Origin of the sequence: Actinocrinis sp. (genome assembly GCF_035946395.1) — a bacterium.
Classification (GTDB): Bacteria; Actinomycetota; Actinomycetes; order Streptomycetales; family Catenulisporaceae; genus Actinocrinis.
Genome location: NZ_DASYZI010000026.1, coordinates 1 through 17,429, shown reverse-complemented (window position 1 = coordinate 17,429; position 17,429 = coordinate 1). Strand labels below are relative to the sequence as shown.

At 69.9% G+C, this 17,429-nt stretch carries 12 protein-coding genes and 1 pseudogene; 2 read left to right on the top strand and 11 right to left on the bottom strand.

All coding sequences use genetic code 11. The annotated features are described in order from the left end of the window. The 9 genes and pseudogenes from VGS97_RS02090 to VGS97_RS02050 form a co-directional block, all read right to left on the bottom strand. Nucleotides 1–129, bottom strand: a pseudogene (locus VGS97_RS02090) (thiamine pyrophosphate-dependent dehydrogenase E1 component subunit alpha); the annotation flags it as partial. A 227-nt stretch (nt 130–356) separates the two neighbouring features. After that, the gene (locus VGS97_RS02085; RefSeq protein ID WP_326851432.1) at nt 357–1,295 is read right to left on the bottom strand and encodes a phytanoyl-CoA dioxygenase family protein; all 939 of its coding nucleotides are present in this window, start codon (nt 1,293–1,295) and stop codon (nt 357–359) included. A 17-nt stretch (nt 1,296–1,312) separates the two neighbouring features. Continuing rightward, on the bottom strand, nt 1,313–2,314 hold the full coding sequence (gene hppD / locus VGS97_RS02080) for a 4-hydroxyphenylpyruvate dioxygenase (RefSeq protein ID WP_326851431.1): 1,002 nt from the start codon (nt 2,312–2,314) through the stop codon (nt 1,313–1,315). Beyond that, a complete protein-coding gene (locus tag VGS97_RS02075; protein ID WP_326851430.1) occupies nt 2,311–3,609 on the bottom strand; it encodes a beta-ketoacyl-[acyl-carrier-protein] synthase family protein in 1,299 nt (432 codons plus the stop codon). The genes hppD and VGS97_RS02075 overlap by 4 nt, the downstream gene beginning before the upstream one ends. 29 nt (nt 3,610–3,638) lie before the next feature. Next, nucleotides 3,639–5,255 carry a class I adenylate-forming enzyme family protein gene (locus VGS97_RS02070; protein ID WP_326851429.1) on the bottom strand — a complete coding sequence of 539 codons (1,617 nt, stop codon included), beginning with the start codon at nt 5,253–5,255 and terminating at the stop codon, nt 3,639–3,641. 14 nt (nt 5,256–5,269) lie between these two features. Next, nucleotides 5,270–5,539 (bottom strand): acyl carrier protein, encoded by a 270-nt coding sequence (locus VGS97_RS02065; RefSeq protein WP_326851428.1) that lies wholly within the window; start codon nt 5,537–5,539, stop codon nt 5,270–5,272. Between the two features lie 260 nt (nt 5,540–5,799). Next, nucleotides 5,800–7,446 carry a cellulose binding domain-containing protein gene (locus VGS97_RS02060; RefSeq protein ID WP_326851427.1) on the bottom strand — a complete coding sequence of 549 codons (1,647 nt, stop codon included), beginning with the start codon at nt 7,444–7,446 and terminating at the stop codon, nt 5,800–5,802. A 243-nt stretch (nt 7,447–7,689) separates the two neighbouring features. Next, nucleotides 7,690–8,409, bottom strand: coding sequence for a DUF4232 domain-containing protein (locus tag VGS97_RS02055; protein WP_326851426.1), 720 nt, complete (start codon nt 8,407–8,409; stop codon nt 7,690–7,692). A 177-nt stretch (nt 8,410–8,586) separates the two neighbouring features. Further along, nucleotides 8,587–9,627 (bottom strand): 2-dehydropantoate 2-reductase, encoded by a 1,041-nt coding sequence (locus VGS97_RS02050; protein ID WP_326851425.1) that lies wholly within the window; start codon nt 9,625–9,627, stop codon nt 8,587–8,589. 238 nt (nt 9,628–9,865) lie between these two features. Between VGS97_RS02050 and VGS97_RS02045 the strand changes: the two genes are divergently transcribed. Both VGS97_RS02045 and VGS97_RS02040 read left to right on the top strand, forming a co-directional pair. Next, nucleotides 9,866–11,503 (top strand): sigma-70 family RNA polymerase sigma factor, encoded by a 1,638-nt coding sequence (locus tag VGS97_RS02045; RefSeq protein WP_326851424.1) that lies wholly within the window; start codon nt 9,866–9,868, stop codon nt 11,501–11,503. A 369-nt stretch (nt 11,504–11,872) separates the two neighbouring features. Next, complete coding sequence (locus VGS97_RS02040; RefSeq protein WP_326851423.1) at nt 11,873–14,002, top strand: acyltransferase family protein; 2,130 nt, start codon at nt 11,873–11,875, stop codon at nt 14,000–14,002. A gap of 48 nt (nt 14,003–14,050) precedes the next feature. On the opposite strand, the gene VGS97_RS02035 is transcribed toward VGS97_RS02040, so the two are convergent. Both VGS97_RS02035 and VGS97_RS02030 read right to left on the bottom strand, forming a co-directional pair. Continuing rightward, entirely contained in the window at nt 14,051–15,238 is a 1,188-nt protein-coding gene (locus tag VGS97_RS02035) for an alpha/beta fold hydrolase (protein WP_326851422.1), read from the bottom strand. A gap of 80 nt (nt 15,239–15,318) precedes the next feature. Beyond that, a partial coding sequence (locus tag VGS97_RS02030) for a thioester reductase domain-containing protein (protein WP_326851421.1) occupies nt 15,319–17,429 on the bottom strand: 2,111 nt, incomplete at its 5' end.

Genomic DNA, 17,429 nt, shown 5'->3' with positions numbered 1-17,429 from the left:
CTCCTGCCCGATGTACGGATGAGTGCCGCCGACGATCACGCCCGACTTGACCAGCTCCAGCGCCTGCTCCTCGAACCGGCGGATCAGCCGGATCGCGCGATACCGGCCCGCAGGCGTGCTCAGGTCCACCGGTGCCGGGTTTCCGGACAGGGCGTTTCCAGGCACAGTGTTTCCGGACACGGCGGTTCCGAGCGGGGGGTCAACGAGCGCTGAGTTGCCGGGTGCTGAGTTGCCGGGTGCTGAGTGTCCGAGTGCTGTGTTCTCAGCCACGATGCTCCCAGCGGTAGTGTTCCCAGTGACCGTGTTCCCGAGCGCGTGAACGCCTGTCCCGTCGGCCGGGCCGGTGGTGTCGGCCATCAGGACGCCGCCGGCCAGATCTGCGGGCAGTACTCGGGGTCGGCGTAGTCCGGCACCCCCTCGGCAGTGCGGCGCACCAGCACGTCGTGGTTGTAGACCACGGTGGAGCCGTCCGGCCGCTCGAAGCGGCGGTAGCGGTTCTCGCCGTCCTGTAGGTGCAGCGAGATCGCGCGCCGCGGCCGTCCCGACACGTTCGCCCCGCTGCCGTGGTAGGTGCGGCAGTGGTGGAAACTGACGTGCCCGCGCGGGATGACCACCGGCTCACGCTTGATCGCCGTGCCGTTCAGCTCGGCGGTCTGTTGCAGGATCTGCTCCAGCTCGTCCCGGTTGCGCTGGGCGAAGTGCCGGGTCGAGTCGTCGCCGTCGATCTCCGACCACAGGTGCGAGCCGTCGATCATCTCGATCGTGCCCATCTCCACAGTGCAGTCGTGCAGCGGGATGAACGCGGTGAGCATCCGCTCCGAGGAGCAGGTCTGCCAGTAGTGCCGGTCCATGTGCCAGGGCACCAGGTTCGTGGCCTCCGCCGGGTTCGGCGGCTTGTAGATCATCGTGGCCTGCCACACCCGCACCGCCTCGGCCGCGGCCAGCGCCGCGGCCGTCGCGCCGAGCAGCGGCTTGCACAGGATCGCGCGGATCGCGTCGCTCTCGAAGTGCACGTAGTCGTTGTGCCGCTGGACCGGGCCGTCTTCCGGCGCCCAGGACGCGAGGAACGGCGGGCGCACCGGCAGCTGCCGGTCCCGCTGCCCCGCGTAGTACTTGTCGCTGGCTTCCAGCAGCGCGTCGATCTCGTCGTCCGAGAACAGCGGCTCGGCGGAGAGCCACCAGCCGTGCTCGGCGAAGAAGCGCGCGTCGTTAGCCGAGGGCACGGCGCGCAACTGCGCCGGCGGCAGGGCCGCGTACCTCGGATCCGGCGTCGTCTCGCCCACCTGGTTCAACACGATGCCCCCTCTTCGTCTCAGCTGTCCGCGGCGGCGTTCTGCCGCTCGACCGCTTGATACAGAGCCTTGATGTTGGCGGTGCCGAAGGTGCCGGCGCCGCGCCGCTCGATCAGTTCGAGGAAGAAGGTGCGGCGCGGGTGGGTGGTGCGGGTGAAGATCTGGAACAGCTGGCCGTCGTGGTCCTGGTCCACCAGGACGTTGAGCCTGCGCAGCGTGTCGGAGGGGATCCGGGTCGGGCCGAGCCGCTCCTCCAGCACGTCGTAGTACGCGCTCGGCGTGGTCAGGAACTCGACCTCGCGCTCGCTGAAGGTGCGCACCGCGGTGGCGATGTCCTCGGTGCGGAACGCCAGGTGCTGCACGCCCGCGCCGCCGTGCGCGTCGAGGTATGCGTCGATCTGGCCCGGATTCCGGCTGGTGTCCGGCTCCAGCAGCGTGAACGTCACCGCGCCCGACGCGCTCTGCACCACGACCGAGTCCATGGCCTGCGCGCCGACCTCGATGTACTCGCTGAAGATCGGCCGCAGGTCGAGTGCCTCCTCGCAGAAGGTGACCGTGGGGTGCAACTCGCCCGCGGGCACGACCACCGCGACGTGGTCGATCACCTCCAGCAGGCCGTCCGCCGCATCGCCGGCGGACGCCAGGGCCGGATCGGAGGGTTCGACGAAACGCAGCGCGGTATCACCGAATCCTGCTATCGTCGAGTCCTCGGCCGAGATGACCCTGGCCCCGCGGCGCGCCGCCTCGTCGCACGCCGCGCGCGCGTCATCGCAGAGCACGGCGACGACTGCGACGCCGTCGCCGTGCCGTCGGACGTATTCTGCGGCCGGGTGGCTCGGCGAGGCCGCGCAGGACAGGACCAGCCGCACCCCGCCGTGCACCAGCAGCGTGCAGTCGAGCCCGGGGTCCGGCCGCCGGTAACGCTCGTCGACGGTGAATCCGTACCCGTCGACCAGGTGTGCCGCGACTTTGACCGGGTCCTCGACGTGGAATTCGGCGTAGGCGATGGCCTGGATGTTCATGATCTCCCTCCCTCGGGGCGCCTGGTCGCGCCGGTGCTCGCCGGCCCGAACAGGAGGCTGATGTTGTGCCCGCCGAACGCGAAGGAGTTCGACAGTGCTCTGCGTACCGGCCCGCGGCGGGCCGCGCCGCGCACGTGGTCCAGCTCGCAGGCCGGATCGGGCACGTCGAGGTTGAGCGTCGGAGGCATTGCGCCGCGCGCGACGCACAGCGCCGTCGCGGCCGCCTCGGCGGCCCCCGAAGCGCCGAGTAGGTGTCCGGTGGCGCCCTTGATCGAGCTGACTGCTGGTTGGTGCGTTCCGAAGACTGCGTGCAGTGCGATGGTCTCGGCGACGTCGCCGAGTTTCGTGCCGGTGCCGTGCGCGTTGACGTAGTCGACGTCTGATGGCTCCAGGCCCGCGTCGGCCAGTGCCGTGCGCATGGAGTCCATCGCGCCTTCGCCGTCGGGGCGCGGCGTCGTCGGGTGGTGCGCGTCGGTGGAGGCGCCCCAGCTGAGCAGGTCCGCGTACCCTGACACGCCACGTGCCTCGGCGTGCCCGGTACGTTCGAGCACGAGCACCGCGCTGCCCTCGCCGAGCACGAAACCGTTGCGGCGGCTGTCGAACGGCCGGCTCGACGCGGCCGGATCCTCCCAGCCGGCGGCCAGCGCCCGAGCGTTGTTGAAGGCCGCCGCGATGGTCGGGTGCAGCGACGCGTCGGCCCCGCCGCAGACCACGACGTCCGCCTCGCCGGCCCGGATCAGCCGCAGCCCCTCGCCGATCGACTGTGCGCCGGCCGCGCACGCGGTGGTGATCGCCGAGGAGTAGCCGCGGATGCCGTACTTGATCGCGATCCGCGCGGCGGCCATGTTCGAGAGCATCCCGGGCAGCAGGTACGGGCTGACCCCGGGCCGCCCGCTCTTCTCACGCCGCCGCGCGGCTCCCTCGTAGCTCTCCAGTCCGCCGCCGCCGGTCGAGACGATCACCGCGACGCGCCGCGGGTCCACGTCGCGGCCGACTTCGAGCCCTGCGTCGGCGATCGCGCCGTCCGCGGCGGCCATCGCCAGCAGCACGAAGCGGTCCACGTAGCGGCCCTCGGTCGGCGGCAGCACCTCGCGGGCGTCGACCGGTCGGCAGATCCCGGCCGACTCCAGCCAGCCGGCCGCCGGGTGCTCGCCCTCGGGGCGGGTCAGGCCACTGCGCCCGGCGAGCAGCGCGTCGAAGAACTCCTCCGGCTTGCTGCCGAGCGGCGTCACCACGCCCATCCCGGTGATCGTCGCCGTAGGCCGCCCCTGTATGCCCATGTTCGCAGTGCTCATATTCACAGTGTTAATATTCACAGTGCTCATCACGAGCTCTGTGATTCGAGGTGGCGCTGGCGCAGCATGAACTTGCGCACCTTTCCGGTCGGGCCGACCGGGATGCTGTCGTCGTCGATCACCTTCACGGCGCGGACCGTCTCCGCCACATGCTCGTCGAGTGCGGCGGCCACCTCCTTGGAGCGGTCACGGTCCCGGTCGGCACTCGCGGTCAGCTGCAACAGGACGTCCGTGACGACGCGGTCGCCGAGCCGGACCGCGACGACGGTGCAGTCGAGGACGTCGGGGCAGGCCGCGAGGATGCGCTCCTCGGATCTCATCGTGTAGAGGCGTTTGCCGTTGCCGAGGTCGACGGAGTCGACCAAGCGGTCCATGTGGTAGTAGTAGCCCTCTTCGTCCCGGTACATCAGGTCACCGGTCATGAAAAAACCGCGCACCCGCGTGCGGTACGTGGTCACCGAGTCGTTCCAGTAGCCCAACGCCAACGTCGGCGACTTCGTCCCCAACTCACCCACCTGCCCCACACCCAACGGCTCACCCTCAGGACCCAACACCTCACAATCCACGAACGTGTGCGGCTTACCCACACAACGCCCATACCGATTACTGTCGACAGTGTGCGTGATGAAAAAGTGCGAATGCCCCATCTCCGTCGAACCCAGACCGTCCACGAACACCGAACCGGGCGTGCGCACCCGGCCGCCGCTCGTGGCGATCTGCCGCGATCCGACCGCGACCAGCTTCCTGATGTGCGCCTCGTGCGCACAGTCGCCGGTGTTCCACCACAGCGCGACCGAGTCCAGATCGCGTGCGGCCAGGTCGTGCCGGGCCAGGTCGGCCCAGGTCGCGGCGAAGCCGAAGACGCTGCCGGGCCGCCAACTCTCGATCGCGTCGAGCACCTCGGCGCCGGTCTGCCTGGACAGCAGCAGGATTTCGGCCTGCGCGCTGAGCGCGAGGTTGATCGCGATCAGCGTGGCGGCGTGCGGCGACGGCAGGGCACTGAGCATCCGCTCGGAGCCCTGCGGGCGCGGCAGGGCGAGACGGTAGCGGATCGCCGCGTACAGGCTGGCGTGCGAGTGCACGACCGCCTTCGGCATACCGGTCGTACCGGAGGAGTGCGTGATCGCCACCGGATCGTCCGGCCAGTGCCGGTAGGGCGCCGGCGCGGCGTCGGGGTCGGCCGATCCGAGCTCTGACACGTCCGGAAGCAGCGCGGTGCCCGGGTCCTTCCCGGCGAGCCGCTCGCGATGCGACTGGTCGGTGATCAGGCCGACGGCCCTCAGCCTACTGATGAACAGCGCGGCGCGATCGCCGTCGAGGTTGGGGTTGGCCAGCGCCGGGATCGCGCCGAGGCGGGCGAGCGCCAAGAAACTCAGCACAGCGTCCGATGCGTTGCTCACGTACACCGCGACCGGGTCACGCGGGCGCACGCCGAGACCGTGCAACGCGGCGGCGCGGGCGCGCACCGCCCGGTCGAGCTCGACCAGGGTGAACGGCTCGCGTGCGGGGCGCCCGTCCATGTCGGTGTCGAAGCTCACCAAGGGCACGTCGACGCCGATCCCCTGGCGTATTCGGGCCGTCAGGACGTTTCCGGCGCCAACCTCGGGGTCGGCGGCCAGCCGGGCGCGAATGCTCTTGACACTCATGGCGGCCGGCCCGCTCACGCGTTGCCCACGGCCGGCGCCCCGGTGACCCGGCCGGCCACGGCGGCGGCGAACTCGTCGAGGGTCATCATGGCGGTGGTCTCCATCTCGTCGAGGTCGAACTTGACCCCGAAGGTGTCCTCCACCTGCACCGCCAGGTCGGCCAGCGCCAGCGACTCCAGGTCGAGCCCGGCCGGCCCGAGGTCGGTATCCCCGGTCACCTCGCTGACGTCGTAGTTCATCTCTCGCAAAGCATTGATGACAAACTGTCTTACCTTCTCCTGCACCGCTTCTCCTCGGTAGGCATCCGGGTTCTCGGATGGGTGGCGACTGGAGCTTTGGAGCGTGATCCCCGGCAGTTGAAGGAACGGGAGGCAGCCCTTTACCACGATTCACATTACTTATCTGAGCGCTGACACTACAAGGGAGGCAGACGCGGTCAAGGGGTGGTGGTGAGCGCGGGTTGCGCGCGCCTCCCACGCGCTGCCGCGCGCTGCCCGGACCGGCCCCGCGGTGGCCGGTCCGGGCCTGTCGCGCCGGTGCGGTGTCAGCCGGTGTACCCGGCGAACAGCTTCGAGAACTGGTACGGGGTCTGGCTGATCTCGGTGCAGGTCGACAGCCCGCCGCCGTTCGCGCAGGGCTGGTCGCGGGTGACCGCCCAGAAGGCCAGTTCGCTCAGGTGGTTCTGCCCGGCGAAGCCGATCAGCTGCTGGGCGTCGGAGATCCCGAACACCTCGTCCGCCTGGTCGTTCTGGCCGATCATCGGGGTCACGCCGACCATGGCCCACGTCTGCGCGGCGCTCAGGCCCGTCCAGACCTGGGCGATCTGGGCCTGGGTGGACTGCGCGGACTGGATCGCGTAGGCGCCCATCTTGCCCGCCGGGTTGGGCGCGGTCGAGTCGCCGAAGTCCATCGCCATCACATTGACGGTGGTGACCGTCACGCCGTAGTTCTTCGCGGACTGCATGATGTAGACGCCGTCCGCGGTCAGGCCGCTGGGCAGCACCGGCAGCGTCAGACTCACCTTCAGATCGCGGCCCTTGGCCCGCTGGGCCGCCTGCACCGCGGCGATGGCGGCGCTGCGCCGGTCGACCGAGGCGTGGTCGGCCACCGCCGCGCCTTCGATGTCGAAGTCGATGCGGTCGAGCGAGTACGCGTCGACAACGTTCTGATACTGCGCGGCCAGCGCGGAGACGGTGGTGCACGATTGGGCGAGCTCGGTCCCGTTCTCGCCGCCGAACGAGACGCGCACGTCGCCGCCGGCCGCGCGGATCGCGTCGAAATCGGCCTTGTCCCAGCCGCTCGCCGGGTCGAAGGCGCCGAACCAGCTGGCCGTGCACGCCGCGCTGCCGTTGATCACGAAGCCGAGCGAGAACTGCTTCAGCCCGGTCGCGGACGCGATGCCCGGCAGGCTCGGCGTCGGCCAGGCGCCCATGTCGATGTAGGGTGCTGCGATTCCTGGCGCGGTGCCGCTGCCCGCGGTGCCGGTGACCGCTGCGCTGTGGCCGGACTCGTTGCCCGCGGCGTCGAACGCCGTCACGGTGAAGGTGTGGCTGCTGCCGGCGAGCAGTCCGGTGACGTTCGCGGACGGTCCGGTGGTCGTGGCCGTGATCGTCGTGCCCTCATAGACGCGGTACCCGGCGACGCCGACGTCGTCGGTCGAGGCGGTCCAGGCCAGCGCGATGCTGCCGGGACCGGTGCCGGTGACGTGCAGGCCCGCCGGTGTGGTCGGCGGCGTGGTGTCGGCGGGCAAGCCTTGGCAGGGTTCGTTGTTGATCAGGCAGTTCGCGGGCGGCGTGATGGTGCCCGTGGTGCTCACGTCGAAGCCGACCGCGTCGGCGCTGGCGCCCGGCGCGAGTGGCGAGGCCCAGCTCGGCGACGTGACGGTGTAATGCGTGCCGCTGTTGGCGACGGTGGCGTTCCACAAGCTGGTGACCGACTCGCCGGCGGCGAGGTCGAAGGTCATGGTCCAGCTGTTCACGGTGGTGTTGGTGTCGTTGACGATGCTGTACTGGCCCGCGAAGCCGGTGCTCCAGGACTGCGTCGTGGTGTACGTGGCGATCAGTCCGGACATCGCGGCCGCGCTCGCGGCCGGGATGGTGGCGATCGAAAGTGCCGTGGTTCCGGCGGCGATCAGCGCGAACGCCGCCGTTCCGGCGAGTCGGGCGCGGCTTTCTTGGGAGAGGCGCCTCACGGCGGGTCCTCCTCGGCTCTGGCAGCACGGGACCCGCGCTGCGTACGGCGATTGCTGCGCCGTGCGCCGCGGCACTCTCAGATTGGTCCAGACCAGTGGGCGCGTCAAGACGGCAGACACATCGCACTGGTCTGAGACCGTGCCACTTCGCCACTTCATGAGATCCGCCGACTCAGGCGTGCTGGTTCAGCCGTGCCAGCTCAAGCGTGCCAACTCAACCAAGCCGCTTCGGTCGGGCCCGCCTCAGCCGCCGCCGTTGCCCGCCTGAACCGCCTGTATGGTCATCGTGACGACGTCCGCCGAGCACGCATTGGTGTTGTACGGGACGTACAACAGGTTCGACGTGTTGGGCGGATAGACCAGCAGGTAAGTCGTCGGAGTCGGACTACAGCTCGCCGTGGGGTAGTTCAGCGCGTCGGTGATACGCAGCGTCGCGTAGGCGTAGCCGCCGGGCTGGAGCGTGATCACCTTCGAGGCGACCGAGTGGTCGCGGCCGGCGGGCTGGCCGACCTGGTTCACCGGAGTTCCGGCCCCGAACGAAACCCCCGGGTAGCCGTAGAGCGTGCACGGCTCGTTGTTGAGGTTCTTGAAGACGATGTTGACGTAGGTGGTGCCCATGGCGCCCTGGCTCAGACCAGTGGCGCCGTTCAGGTACCTCACCAGGCAGGTGTTCGATCCGGCCGCGTGCGCGGACGCGGCCGGCGAGGAGGTGTCACCCGAACCGCCTGATCCGCCGATGCCACCCGAACCGCCGGAACCCGCGGCCGACGTGTCCGTCGCCGACGCGGAGTTCGTCGCCCCTCCCCCGCCCGCGCCCGCACTCGGACCGGAACCGCCAACCGCGGTCGGCACCGGACCCGACGCGCCGTTGGACGTGCACGCCGCCGACAGCGCCGTCACGCACGCCAGCAGGCTGAGCGCGCCGACGGCTCGGCGGGATTCAGCGAGGAAAACCCTGTTCATGCCCGCATCTCCTGGGAGTTGATCTGCCCGATCCCCTGCCTAATCTAGATCCGGCCGTTGCGATCCAACAGGGATCGCGCCGAACCGTGTGCGATCGGGTGCACGGCACTGCCCTTTCGGGCGGCGACGCACCTGGACCCTGCAACGATCCAGGTCAGCCCGTCGCGGACCGTGCGTTTACCCGGCAGGTTGGTACAAGCCGCGCACGCGCGCGCTCAGACGTGTCAGGCCGAGCAGCGCATCGATGCTCGGCGTCGGCACGTTGACCGCGAGGCCGATCTCATGCACCGCGCCGACCAGCGCGTCGAGCTCCAAAGGGCGCCCAGCCTCGGCGTCCTGGAGCATCGAGGACTTGAAGACGCCGAGTGCCCGCGTGATCTTGTTGCGCTCCCCGGGGCTCTGGTCGATCGGGCAGCCGATCCGCGCGCCGATCCGCTGCGCTTCGACCATCACGGCGTCGCAGAAGGCACGCACGAGGTCGTCGTCGAGGATGAGATCCGCCGTGGCCCCGGTCAGCGCGGAGACCGGATTGATGGTCACGTTGCCCCAGAGCTTGTACCAGATCTCCCGCTGGATCCCGGTGGACGCCGTGGCGTCGAGACCGGCCGCGCGCAGCGCCCCGACGAGTTCGCGCACCCGGGGCGATTCGGTGTTGTCGGGTTCGCCGACGATCAGCCCGCAGCCGCGGTGGTGCCGCACCAATCCGGGCTCGGGCGTGCTGCAACTCATGTGCACGACGCCGCCGAGCACGCGGCGCGGGGAAATCGCGGCGGCGATGCGGCCACCGGGGTCCACGCTCTCCAGCCGCAGTCCCTCGCAGGGGCCGCCGAAGCCGTCGAAGTACCACCAGGGCACGCCGTTCATCGTGGTCAGCACGGTGGTCGCCGGTCCGAGCAGCGGACCGACGCCCGAGACGACGGCGGGCAGTGAGGGCGCTTTGACCGCGAGGATCACCGCGTCCTGCGGCCCGAGCGCAGCCGCATCGTCCGAGGCATGCACCGGCGCGGTCACGAGTTCGTGACTGTAGTCCTCGTGACCAGCGCCCTCGTGACCAATGCCGCCGCCACCGTCGCCACCGGTCTCAAGCCGCCAGCCGTGCGCACGTAGCGACGCAAGTGTGGCTCCCCGGGCGAGTGCCGAGGTCTCGACTCCGGAAGCGGCCAGCCGGGCGCCGATGAAGCCGCCGATCGCGCCGGCGCCGACGATGCAGATACGCATGTCGGCTTCTTACCACGCCGCGGCGCACGTCCGGACCACTTGTAACCGAGTTGAACCCGCTGGTTCGGACCCGCCGTTTCGGACCCGCGGCGACTTGGCACGCTGATGCTCCGGCAACGTTTTGGTCGCCTTTCGGAAAACGGCGGGCTCGGCGTGGATTTTTCTGTGACCCGGCGCCTACCTTGGGGGTCTCCAAACCGAAGGGGGATGAGCAGGGTTTTGAGTCGAAGGTAGGCACATGGTCGGGCAGATCGACGCGCGGCTGGTCACCGAGGCGCGCGCCGGTGATCAGGAGTCCCTTGATGAGCTGATCGCGCGGTACCTGCCGCTGGTTTACAACATCGTCGGGCGGGCGCTGGCGGGGCGCGGCGACGTCGACGACGTGGTGCAGGAGACGATGCTGCGCGTCGTGCGCGGGCTCGACGGGCTGCGAAACCCGGACCGGTTCCGTCCGTGGCTGGTGGCCGTCGCGATGAACCAGGTGCGCGAGCACAGCCGGATGCGGCAGGCGACGCCCGCGTCGCTGGAGGAGGCGGCCGAGCTCGCCGATCCGGGCGCGGACTTCGTCGACCTGACGCTCACCGAGCTGGGCCTCTCCGGCCAGCGTCGCGAGGTCGCGTTGGCCACGCGCTGGCTGGACGCCGACGACCGCCATCTGCTGTCACTGTGGTGGCTGGTCACCACCGGCCACCTGACCCGCACCGAACTGGTCGCCGCGCTAGAGCTGGATCCGCACCACGTGACCGTCCGCGTCGCGCGGATGAAGGGGCAGCTCGACGTCGCGCGGATGGTCGTGCGCTCCCTGATAGGCGCGCCGCGCTGCCCTGGGCTCGCCGACACCGCGGCGACTTGGCGCGGCGAGGAATCGCCACTGTGGCGCAAGCGGTTCGCCAGGCACATACGCGAGTGTGAGTACTGCTCCGAAGTCTCCAACGACCTGGTACCCGCCGAGCGCCTGCTCGCCGGGCTGAGTCTGGTGCCGCTGCCCGTGGGCTATGCGGCCTACATGCTCGCGGCGGCGCACTCGGCGAATCCGGCGACCTCGGCCGCGTCAGCGAGCCGAATACCCGAGCCGCGTAGCGGAAAGCACGCGGGATCGCACCGCGTCGCGCAGCGTGCCGGGCACGCGGGACACGCCGGGCATGCGGGCCATGCCGGTCTCGCGGCAAAGCCGCTGCTCGCCGCAATCGCGATCACGGCCGCAGGCGGCATCGGAGTGGCCACGATCTACGCACTCGACTCCGGGACGCCGTCGGCCAGCCCACCGCCGACCGCGATCGTCGTCTCGGGTTCGGCGGCCAGCCCGCCCCTGGGCATCGTGACCCTGCCTTCCGCAGCGGCATCGAACGGCACTGCAAAGCCGTCCCAGACCCATAGCGCTACGCCGGGCACGAAGCAGTCGCCCACCACCAAGCCGACAACTGCGGCAGCGACCCCCGTCGGTTCGAACCAGGGCACCGCGGTGCAGCAGGTGCTCGATTTGATCAACCAGGCCCGCACGCAGGCCGGACTGCCCGCGTACACCATCAGCTCCGGCCTGACGACCAGCTCGACGGCGCACAACCAGACCATGGCCTCCGGTTGCGGCCTCTCGCACCAGTGCCCCGGCGAATCCGGGCTCGGCTCCCGTGAGACGGCCGCCGGCGTGCGCTGGATCGCCGCCGGAGAGAACATCGGCGAAGGCGGACCGGTCGACAGCAGCGACTCAGCGATCGCTCAGATGGCCGTCGGGCTCACGCAGAGCATGCTCAACGAGCAGGCGCCCAACGACGGCCATCGGCAGAACATCCTGAGCAGTTCCTATCATCACATCGGCATAGCGATCTATCGCGACAACTCGGGCACCGTGTGGATGACTCAGGATTTCTCGAACTGAACTACACAAGAATCACCCGTCCGCTGGACTCTGATTGCCCGGCATAACCGCGCGGACAGACGAGAATGCCGTATGTTCCCGGTTTTCGCGTGCACATGAAGGGTCAGACCGGTGCGGTTCTGGAGGCCAGCACAGGCACCCACGCACGCGCCAGAACAGGCATACGTACCGGAACACACGTCAGCACCAGCACCGACACCCGACGAGGAAGATCTCGCTGACACGCACCGGCGAGCGGCGGCCTCCGACGGACAACGTTCCGCTCACGCACACTGCCGAGAACCAGACCCCGACGAACAGGGTTCCGCTGACGCACACCAGCGAGTGCCGACCCCCGACGAGCAAGGTCTCGCTGACGGGCGCCGACGAGTGCCGACCCTCGCCGAACCACATCCCACTCACGCGCACCGGCGGGTGTTGGCGCTCGACGGGCTGCGTGCGCTCGCGATCACGGTCGTATTGCTCTATCACGCTGATTTCCGCTGGGCACGTGGCGGATTCCTCGGCGTGGACGTTTTCTTCGTATTATCCGGTTATCTCATCACAGGGCTGCTACTGGGTGAGTATTCTGATAATTCGCGCATTGGCCTCGGACGGTTCTATCTTCGGCGAGCACGCAGACTTCTTCCCGCCCTCTTCACGGTCCTCGCAGGCGTCTGCCTTTATGTGGTGATCGCGCTGCCCAGGGAGGCGGCGGCACTGCGCGGCGACGTGGGCGCAGCGCTCGGGTACGTGACCAACTGGTGGCTGATCCTGCGCGGGCAGTCCTATTTCGGCGGCACCGGCAGGCCGTCGCTACTGATCAACTTGTGGTCGCTTGCCGTCGAGGAGCAGTTCTATCTGCTGTGGCCGCTGATTCTTGGCGTGCTGCTTAGGTTGAGTTCCGGTCGCGGCTGCGGGCTCGGGCTCGGCGGATCCGCTACGTCCTCGCGGTCACGGTCGCGGTCACGGTGGCCGGTGTTCTTCGCGACCTGCGCGCTGGCCGGGGGTTCGGCGCTGGCGATGAGCCTGCTGTACTCGCCGTGGCTCGACCCGTCGCGGGTCTACTACGGAAGCGACACGCGCGCGTTCGAACTGCTGATCGGCGCGAGCCTGGCCCTGGCGTACGGGGCGCCAGGTGAGTCGGATGCGCGTGGCTGGCGCATCGTGGCACGTGACGTGCTCGGCGCATGTGCGTTGGGCACGCTCGGCTTCGCGGTCGTCGCCGTTGCGGACACGAGTCCGTGGCTCTATCCGCTCGGACTGCTCGCCGCGTGCGGCGCCGCGGCGCTCGCCATTCGCGCCGCCACCGCAGGCGGTCGGGTAGCGAGGATTCTGGCCGCGAAGCCGCTGGTCTGGTTGGGTGAGCGTTCATACTCGCTGTACTTGTGGCACTGGCCGGTGTTCGACGTGACCCGGCCGGGTTCGGACGTACACCTGCCGACTGCGGCAGACTTCGCGCTGCGTATCGGCGTCTCGCTGTTCCTGGCGCATCTGACGTTCCGCTACATCGAACAGCCGGTGCGCCACGGCGCGATCGACCGCGCACTCACGCGGTGCCGCAGCGCTCTACGTGAGCAGCGATTCGCTCTGCCGACCGGTGTCGCGGCCGTGGTCGTGGGGCTGGCGGTTTGTGGCACGGGACTCGGTTACCGGCTGACCGACGCCGCTCGGCGTTATCCGGCGAATCCGAACGCGATCGCCGAGGACGACGGTCCCGCGCTTGCGCTCACCGGCCCCGGCCCGGTCCCCAGGTCCGCCCGATCCGCGCACCCCGCCACACCCGCCGCAGCGGCGGTGCCCACCGCCGTCCCGACCGCGATGCCCGCACCGCCAGCCCACCCGCCCACGGTGGCCTTCGTCGGTGACTCCCAAGGCATGACGCTGATGCTGAACAAGCCGTCGAATCTCGGCGAGTACCTCAACGCGATCGACGACACGACCGAGGGCTGCGGTTTCCTCGGCGGCGACATCGCCAGCCGCGACGGCGAGCGGCGCGACCTGGACGCCGACTGCGGCGGCTCCGGCGCGAAGTGGGCGTCACGCATCGCCCGGCAGCATCCGGACATCGTCGTCGTGATGATCGGCGGCTGGGACGAGTTTGACGAGACGGTAGGCGGCGCCACGATGCCGTTCGGGAGCGCGGCGTGGGACGCGTACTACACCTCCCGGCTTGCGGCGGCGGTGGCCGGGCTCAGAGCGACCGGTGTCCCGCGGGTCGAGCTCGCGCTACTGCCCTGTTACCGTCCAGTGGCTGAGCCCGGCTCCGGTTACTGGCCGGAGCGTGGCGACGACGACCGCACCCGGCACGTCAACGCCCTGCTCACTGCCTACGCGCAGTCCCAGCCCCCGACCGGCCGCGGCACGGTGCAGACGCTCGCGCCGCCCGCCGCGTTCTGCGCCGATCCGGGCATCGCGAAGAACCGGGACTACCGCTGGGACGGCACCCACTACTACAAACCGGGCTCCGCGCTGTACTTCCGAAGCGCCATTCCGCAGCTACTCGCCCCACTGCCCTAGAGCGCTCTGGCAGTGCCCGTGAGCTCCAGCTATGCCCGTGACGGGGCGTCAGCTCCGGCGCTCATCGAGGTGATGTTCATTGAGATGGTGCTCGTCAAGGCGGTGTTCGTCTAGGCGAGGTTCGTCTAGGCGGTGTTCGTCTAAGAACTCGACGATGTGGCCGAACACGTCGAGCGCGGCGCTGCGGCCGATGAACGTGTCTACGTGTCCGTAGCCGGGGACCTCGACGTACCGGACGTCGAGGTCCGGATGGCGCGACGTCAGGATGTCGTGGCAAAGCTTGTTCGAGTCCAGCCACAACTTGTTCTGGCTGCCGGAGATCAGCAGCAGCGGGCTGTCGATCCGGTCCGCCCGGTCCAGCGCGTTCTCCGGCAGCGCCCGGTAACGCAGATCGCCGTGGTTCCATCGCAGCATCGAGTGCGCCAGTTCGATCCGGCGCATGTGTGGCAGCGACCACACCGGCACCGGGCCGAACAGGTCGGCGAGTCGGTCGTGGGTGCGCACGTCCAGGTTGTCGTGCACGAACAGGGACGCGCCCATGGCCCACGTCGAGTTGTGCAGCATCTGGCAGGTGGGGTCAGGGCACCGCGCGCCACGGGAGGCCAGCGCGAACAGCGGGGTGTACTTGGACCACAGCCCGGTCTTGCGGATGTCGATCGGCACATGGTCGAGGCGCGTGCGCAGCAGTTCGCCGCCGAGGTGCATCAGCACGCGCGTGCGCCCGGACAACTTCGGCGTCAGGAACACGCCCTGAGCCACCACCGCGGCAAGGCCCGGCACGAGACCGGCCGCCATGCTCATCGACAGACACATCGCCCCGATGCAGTGCGCGACCACGAAGAGTTGGCGCCCGCCGATCCGGCCGCGGACGTACGAGATCGCTTCCGGGATGTCGTAGAGCGCCACGTCGTCGTAGCTGAACCTGGCGCTGGTCTCGTTGTGCGGCAGTCGGCAACTGCCTCGCCAGTCCAGCAGCCACGGTTCGTAGTCCGCGTCCAGCAGAACGTCGACCATGTTGCGGGTCTCCGGCAGGACGAACATGTCCGCGGAAGCGGTGTGGCCGTGCAGGAGCAGGACCGCCGGTCGCTCGTCAGTTCTGCCGTCCGATCTGGCAGCCGCGCCACCGTGCGCCCCGCGCGCCACGATGCGGTTGAGGGACAGCTGCGTACCGTCGGACGCCCGGAACGGGATCGCCTCGATGCCCGCGGTGTCGAATCTGGCGTTCAGTGGCTGCACTCTCGGCTGCATTCTCGGCCCCGTTCCCGTGTTCGAAGTCGTCCGCCCGCCGGCGGTCGCCGGCGTTCTCGGGCTCATGATCACGGGTTCCGCCTCCTGCGTTCGCGCTTGATGAGGGCAGCGTCACGGCGCAGGTCGAGCAGGTCCGCGCCGGCCCGGAACATCGGCTCCAGCAGGCCGCGGCCCACCTGGGAGCCGAACCAGGCGAGCCACAGCAGCTTCGCGACGCGCTGTTCCTGCGCGGACAGCTCGGGGTTGACCTCGATGCCGTCGACCTGTTGCCGCACATAGCTGTCGCCGGGGACGGTCACGACACCGGACAGGTGCGGCGGCTCGCCGTCGTGCCCGATCTCGACCGCGAGGGTGCGCGCCTGCCGCCACACGTCGCGGCGGGCCCGGGCGGTCTTCTGGCCCTCCAGCCACCAGATCCGCCCATCCCGGTCGCGCAGGCGCAGCCGGTAGCGCAGCAGCGGGTGCTGCGTTCCGTGCAGCCGCGGAACGCCCTCGTCGGGGCGGACCCGGATCTCGCCGTATTGCACGGTCAGCGGCTCGTGGTGCAGGAGGGAACAGGAGACCTCGCCGTGTACGTCGATCCGGCGCTCCTGCACCAGCTGGTACATGCTCGCGATCGACAGCGTCATCGACAGTGTGCACGGCGTCTCGGCGTGGCCGCCGAGCGGCCCGAGGCTGCCGACCATGGTCTCGGGGAACCACAGGTACGGCGGGTCATCGCGGCTGGGCAGGTGGACGAGGCCGTCCTCCGCCAGCCGCTCGTACGTCTTCACCTGCGCCCACGTGTCGTAGCGGACCGGCGCGGGCAGCTTGTACCGCGCGGCGAAGGCCTCGGCACGCTCGCCGGTGGCGGCCGGGCCGAGCAACGTGGCCTCGCACAGCTTCAGGGCGGTGGGGCTGCGCAGCACCCGCCGCAGGAAGTCCAGCTGCTCGACCGGTTCGGCATCGAGGCGGGCCAGCAGGTCCGCACGCCAGTCGTCCCAGCCGCGCACCTGGATGTTCATGCCGCCCAACTGCATCTCGCGGACCAGGTCCGGCAGCGTGTTCGGCTTTCCGACCAGGTTGTAGGTCTGCCCCCAGCCCTCCGGCTCGCACACGATCGCGGCCGCCATCCGGCTGACCCAGTCCACCGGGGCGACGTTGAGGAAGCGGAATGCGGGCACGGTGCGATAGCGGGCGAACGCGGCCATGAAGCCGGTGCTCAGGTCGTGCGGGTTGTAAGCGCCGGTCTGGGTGTGGCCGCCGATGCCGCCGGGTCGCAGGAGGGTGACGACGAGGCCGTGGTCGCGGGCGCGGCGCAGCGCGGCCTCGGCGGCCCACTTCGCCTTGTCGTATCCGGCGGCGAGCCGGTCCACGTGCGCGACCGGGTCGTCTTCGCCCATCGAGGCGATTCCGACCTCGTTGAACACGGCGATGGAGGAGATGTGGTGCAGGGGTTTGATACGCCCGGTGGTGGCGAACTCGGCGAGGGTCAGCGGCCCGAGCACGTTGGTCTGCCGCAGCGAGGGATACCCGCGCAGGAAGTCCACCGCCGCGGCCACGCTGACGATCGAGTCGACGTCGTTCGCGAGGCTCGACCACTGCTCCTCGGCCAGCCCGAGCCGGGGTCGGCGGATGTCGCCGGCCAGCACGGTCACCCGGCGGCGCACTTCGGCGGACCACGGCACCTGGAAGCTGGCGAGCGCCTCGCCCAGCCGCCGTTCGGCGTCCTGGTCGTCGGCGCCGCGCACGAGGCACACGACGTGCGCGTCCGAGCGGCGCAGCAGGTCGAGCAGCATGTGGCTGCCGAGGAAACCGGTCGCGCCGGTCAGCAGGATCCGGCGCGGCGGGATCGGCTCGGGCGGGTCGACCCACGGCAGCCGATCGGCGAGAGCCAGATCGGCGGCGATCCAGGCGAGGTCTTCGTCGGCATCATCGGCGGGGAGCGTCGGCGCCGGAATCGCGACATTGTGTGGGAGCGGCAGGAGCCGGGACACCTCGACGTCGGTTCCCTGAGCCGTGAGCCAGCGCTGCGCGAGACGGCGCGGCCGGGCGTCCGCGAACACGTCGTCCAGGCTCAGCCGCACGCCGAGTTCCCGCGAGAGGACCGCGACCAACTCGACGGCGTTGACCGATGTCGCGCCGGCGTCGAAGAAGTCCGTGTCGGGGCCGACCGCCGCGCCGCCGACGAACCGGGCCG

Bases quoted from the DNA above. Each gene is read 5' to 3' on its own strand.
- VGS97_RS02055 (WP_326851426.1), bottom strand. From the start codon at position 8,409: ATGAACAGGGTTTTCCTCGCTGAATCCCGCCGAGCCGTCGGCGCGCTC.
- VGS97_RS02075 (WP_326851430.1), bottom strand. From the start codon at position 3,609: ATGAGCACTGCGAACATGGGCATACAGGGGCGGCCTACGGCGACGATC.
- VGS97_RS02045 (WP_326851424.1), top strand. From the start codon at position 9,866: ATGGTCGGGCAGATCGACGCGCGGCTGGTCACCGAGGCGCGCGCCGGT.
- hppD (WP_326851431.1), bottom strand. From the start codon at position 2,314: ATGAACATCCAGGCCATCGCCTACGCCGAATTCCACGTCGAGGACCCG.
- VGS97_RS02070 (WP_326851429.1), bottom strand. From the start codon at position 5,255: ATGAGTGTCAAGAGCATTCGCGCCCGGCTGGCCGCCGACCCCGAGGTT.
- VGS97_RS02050 (WP_326851425.1), bottom strand. From the start codon at position 9,627: ATGCGTATCTGCATCGTCGGCGCCGGCGCGATCGGCGGCTTCATCGGC.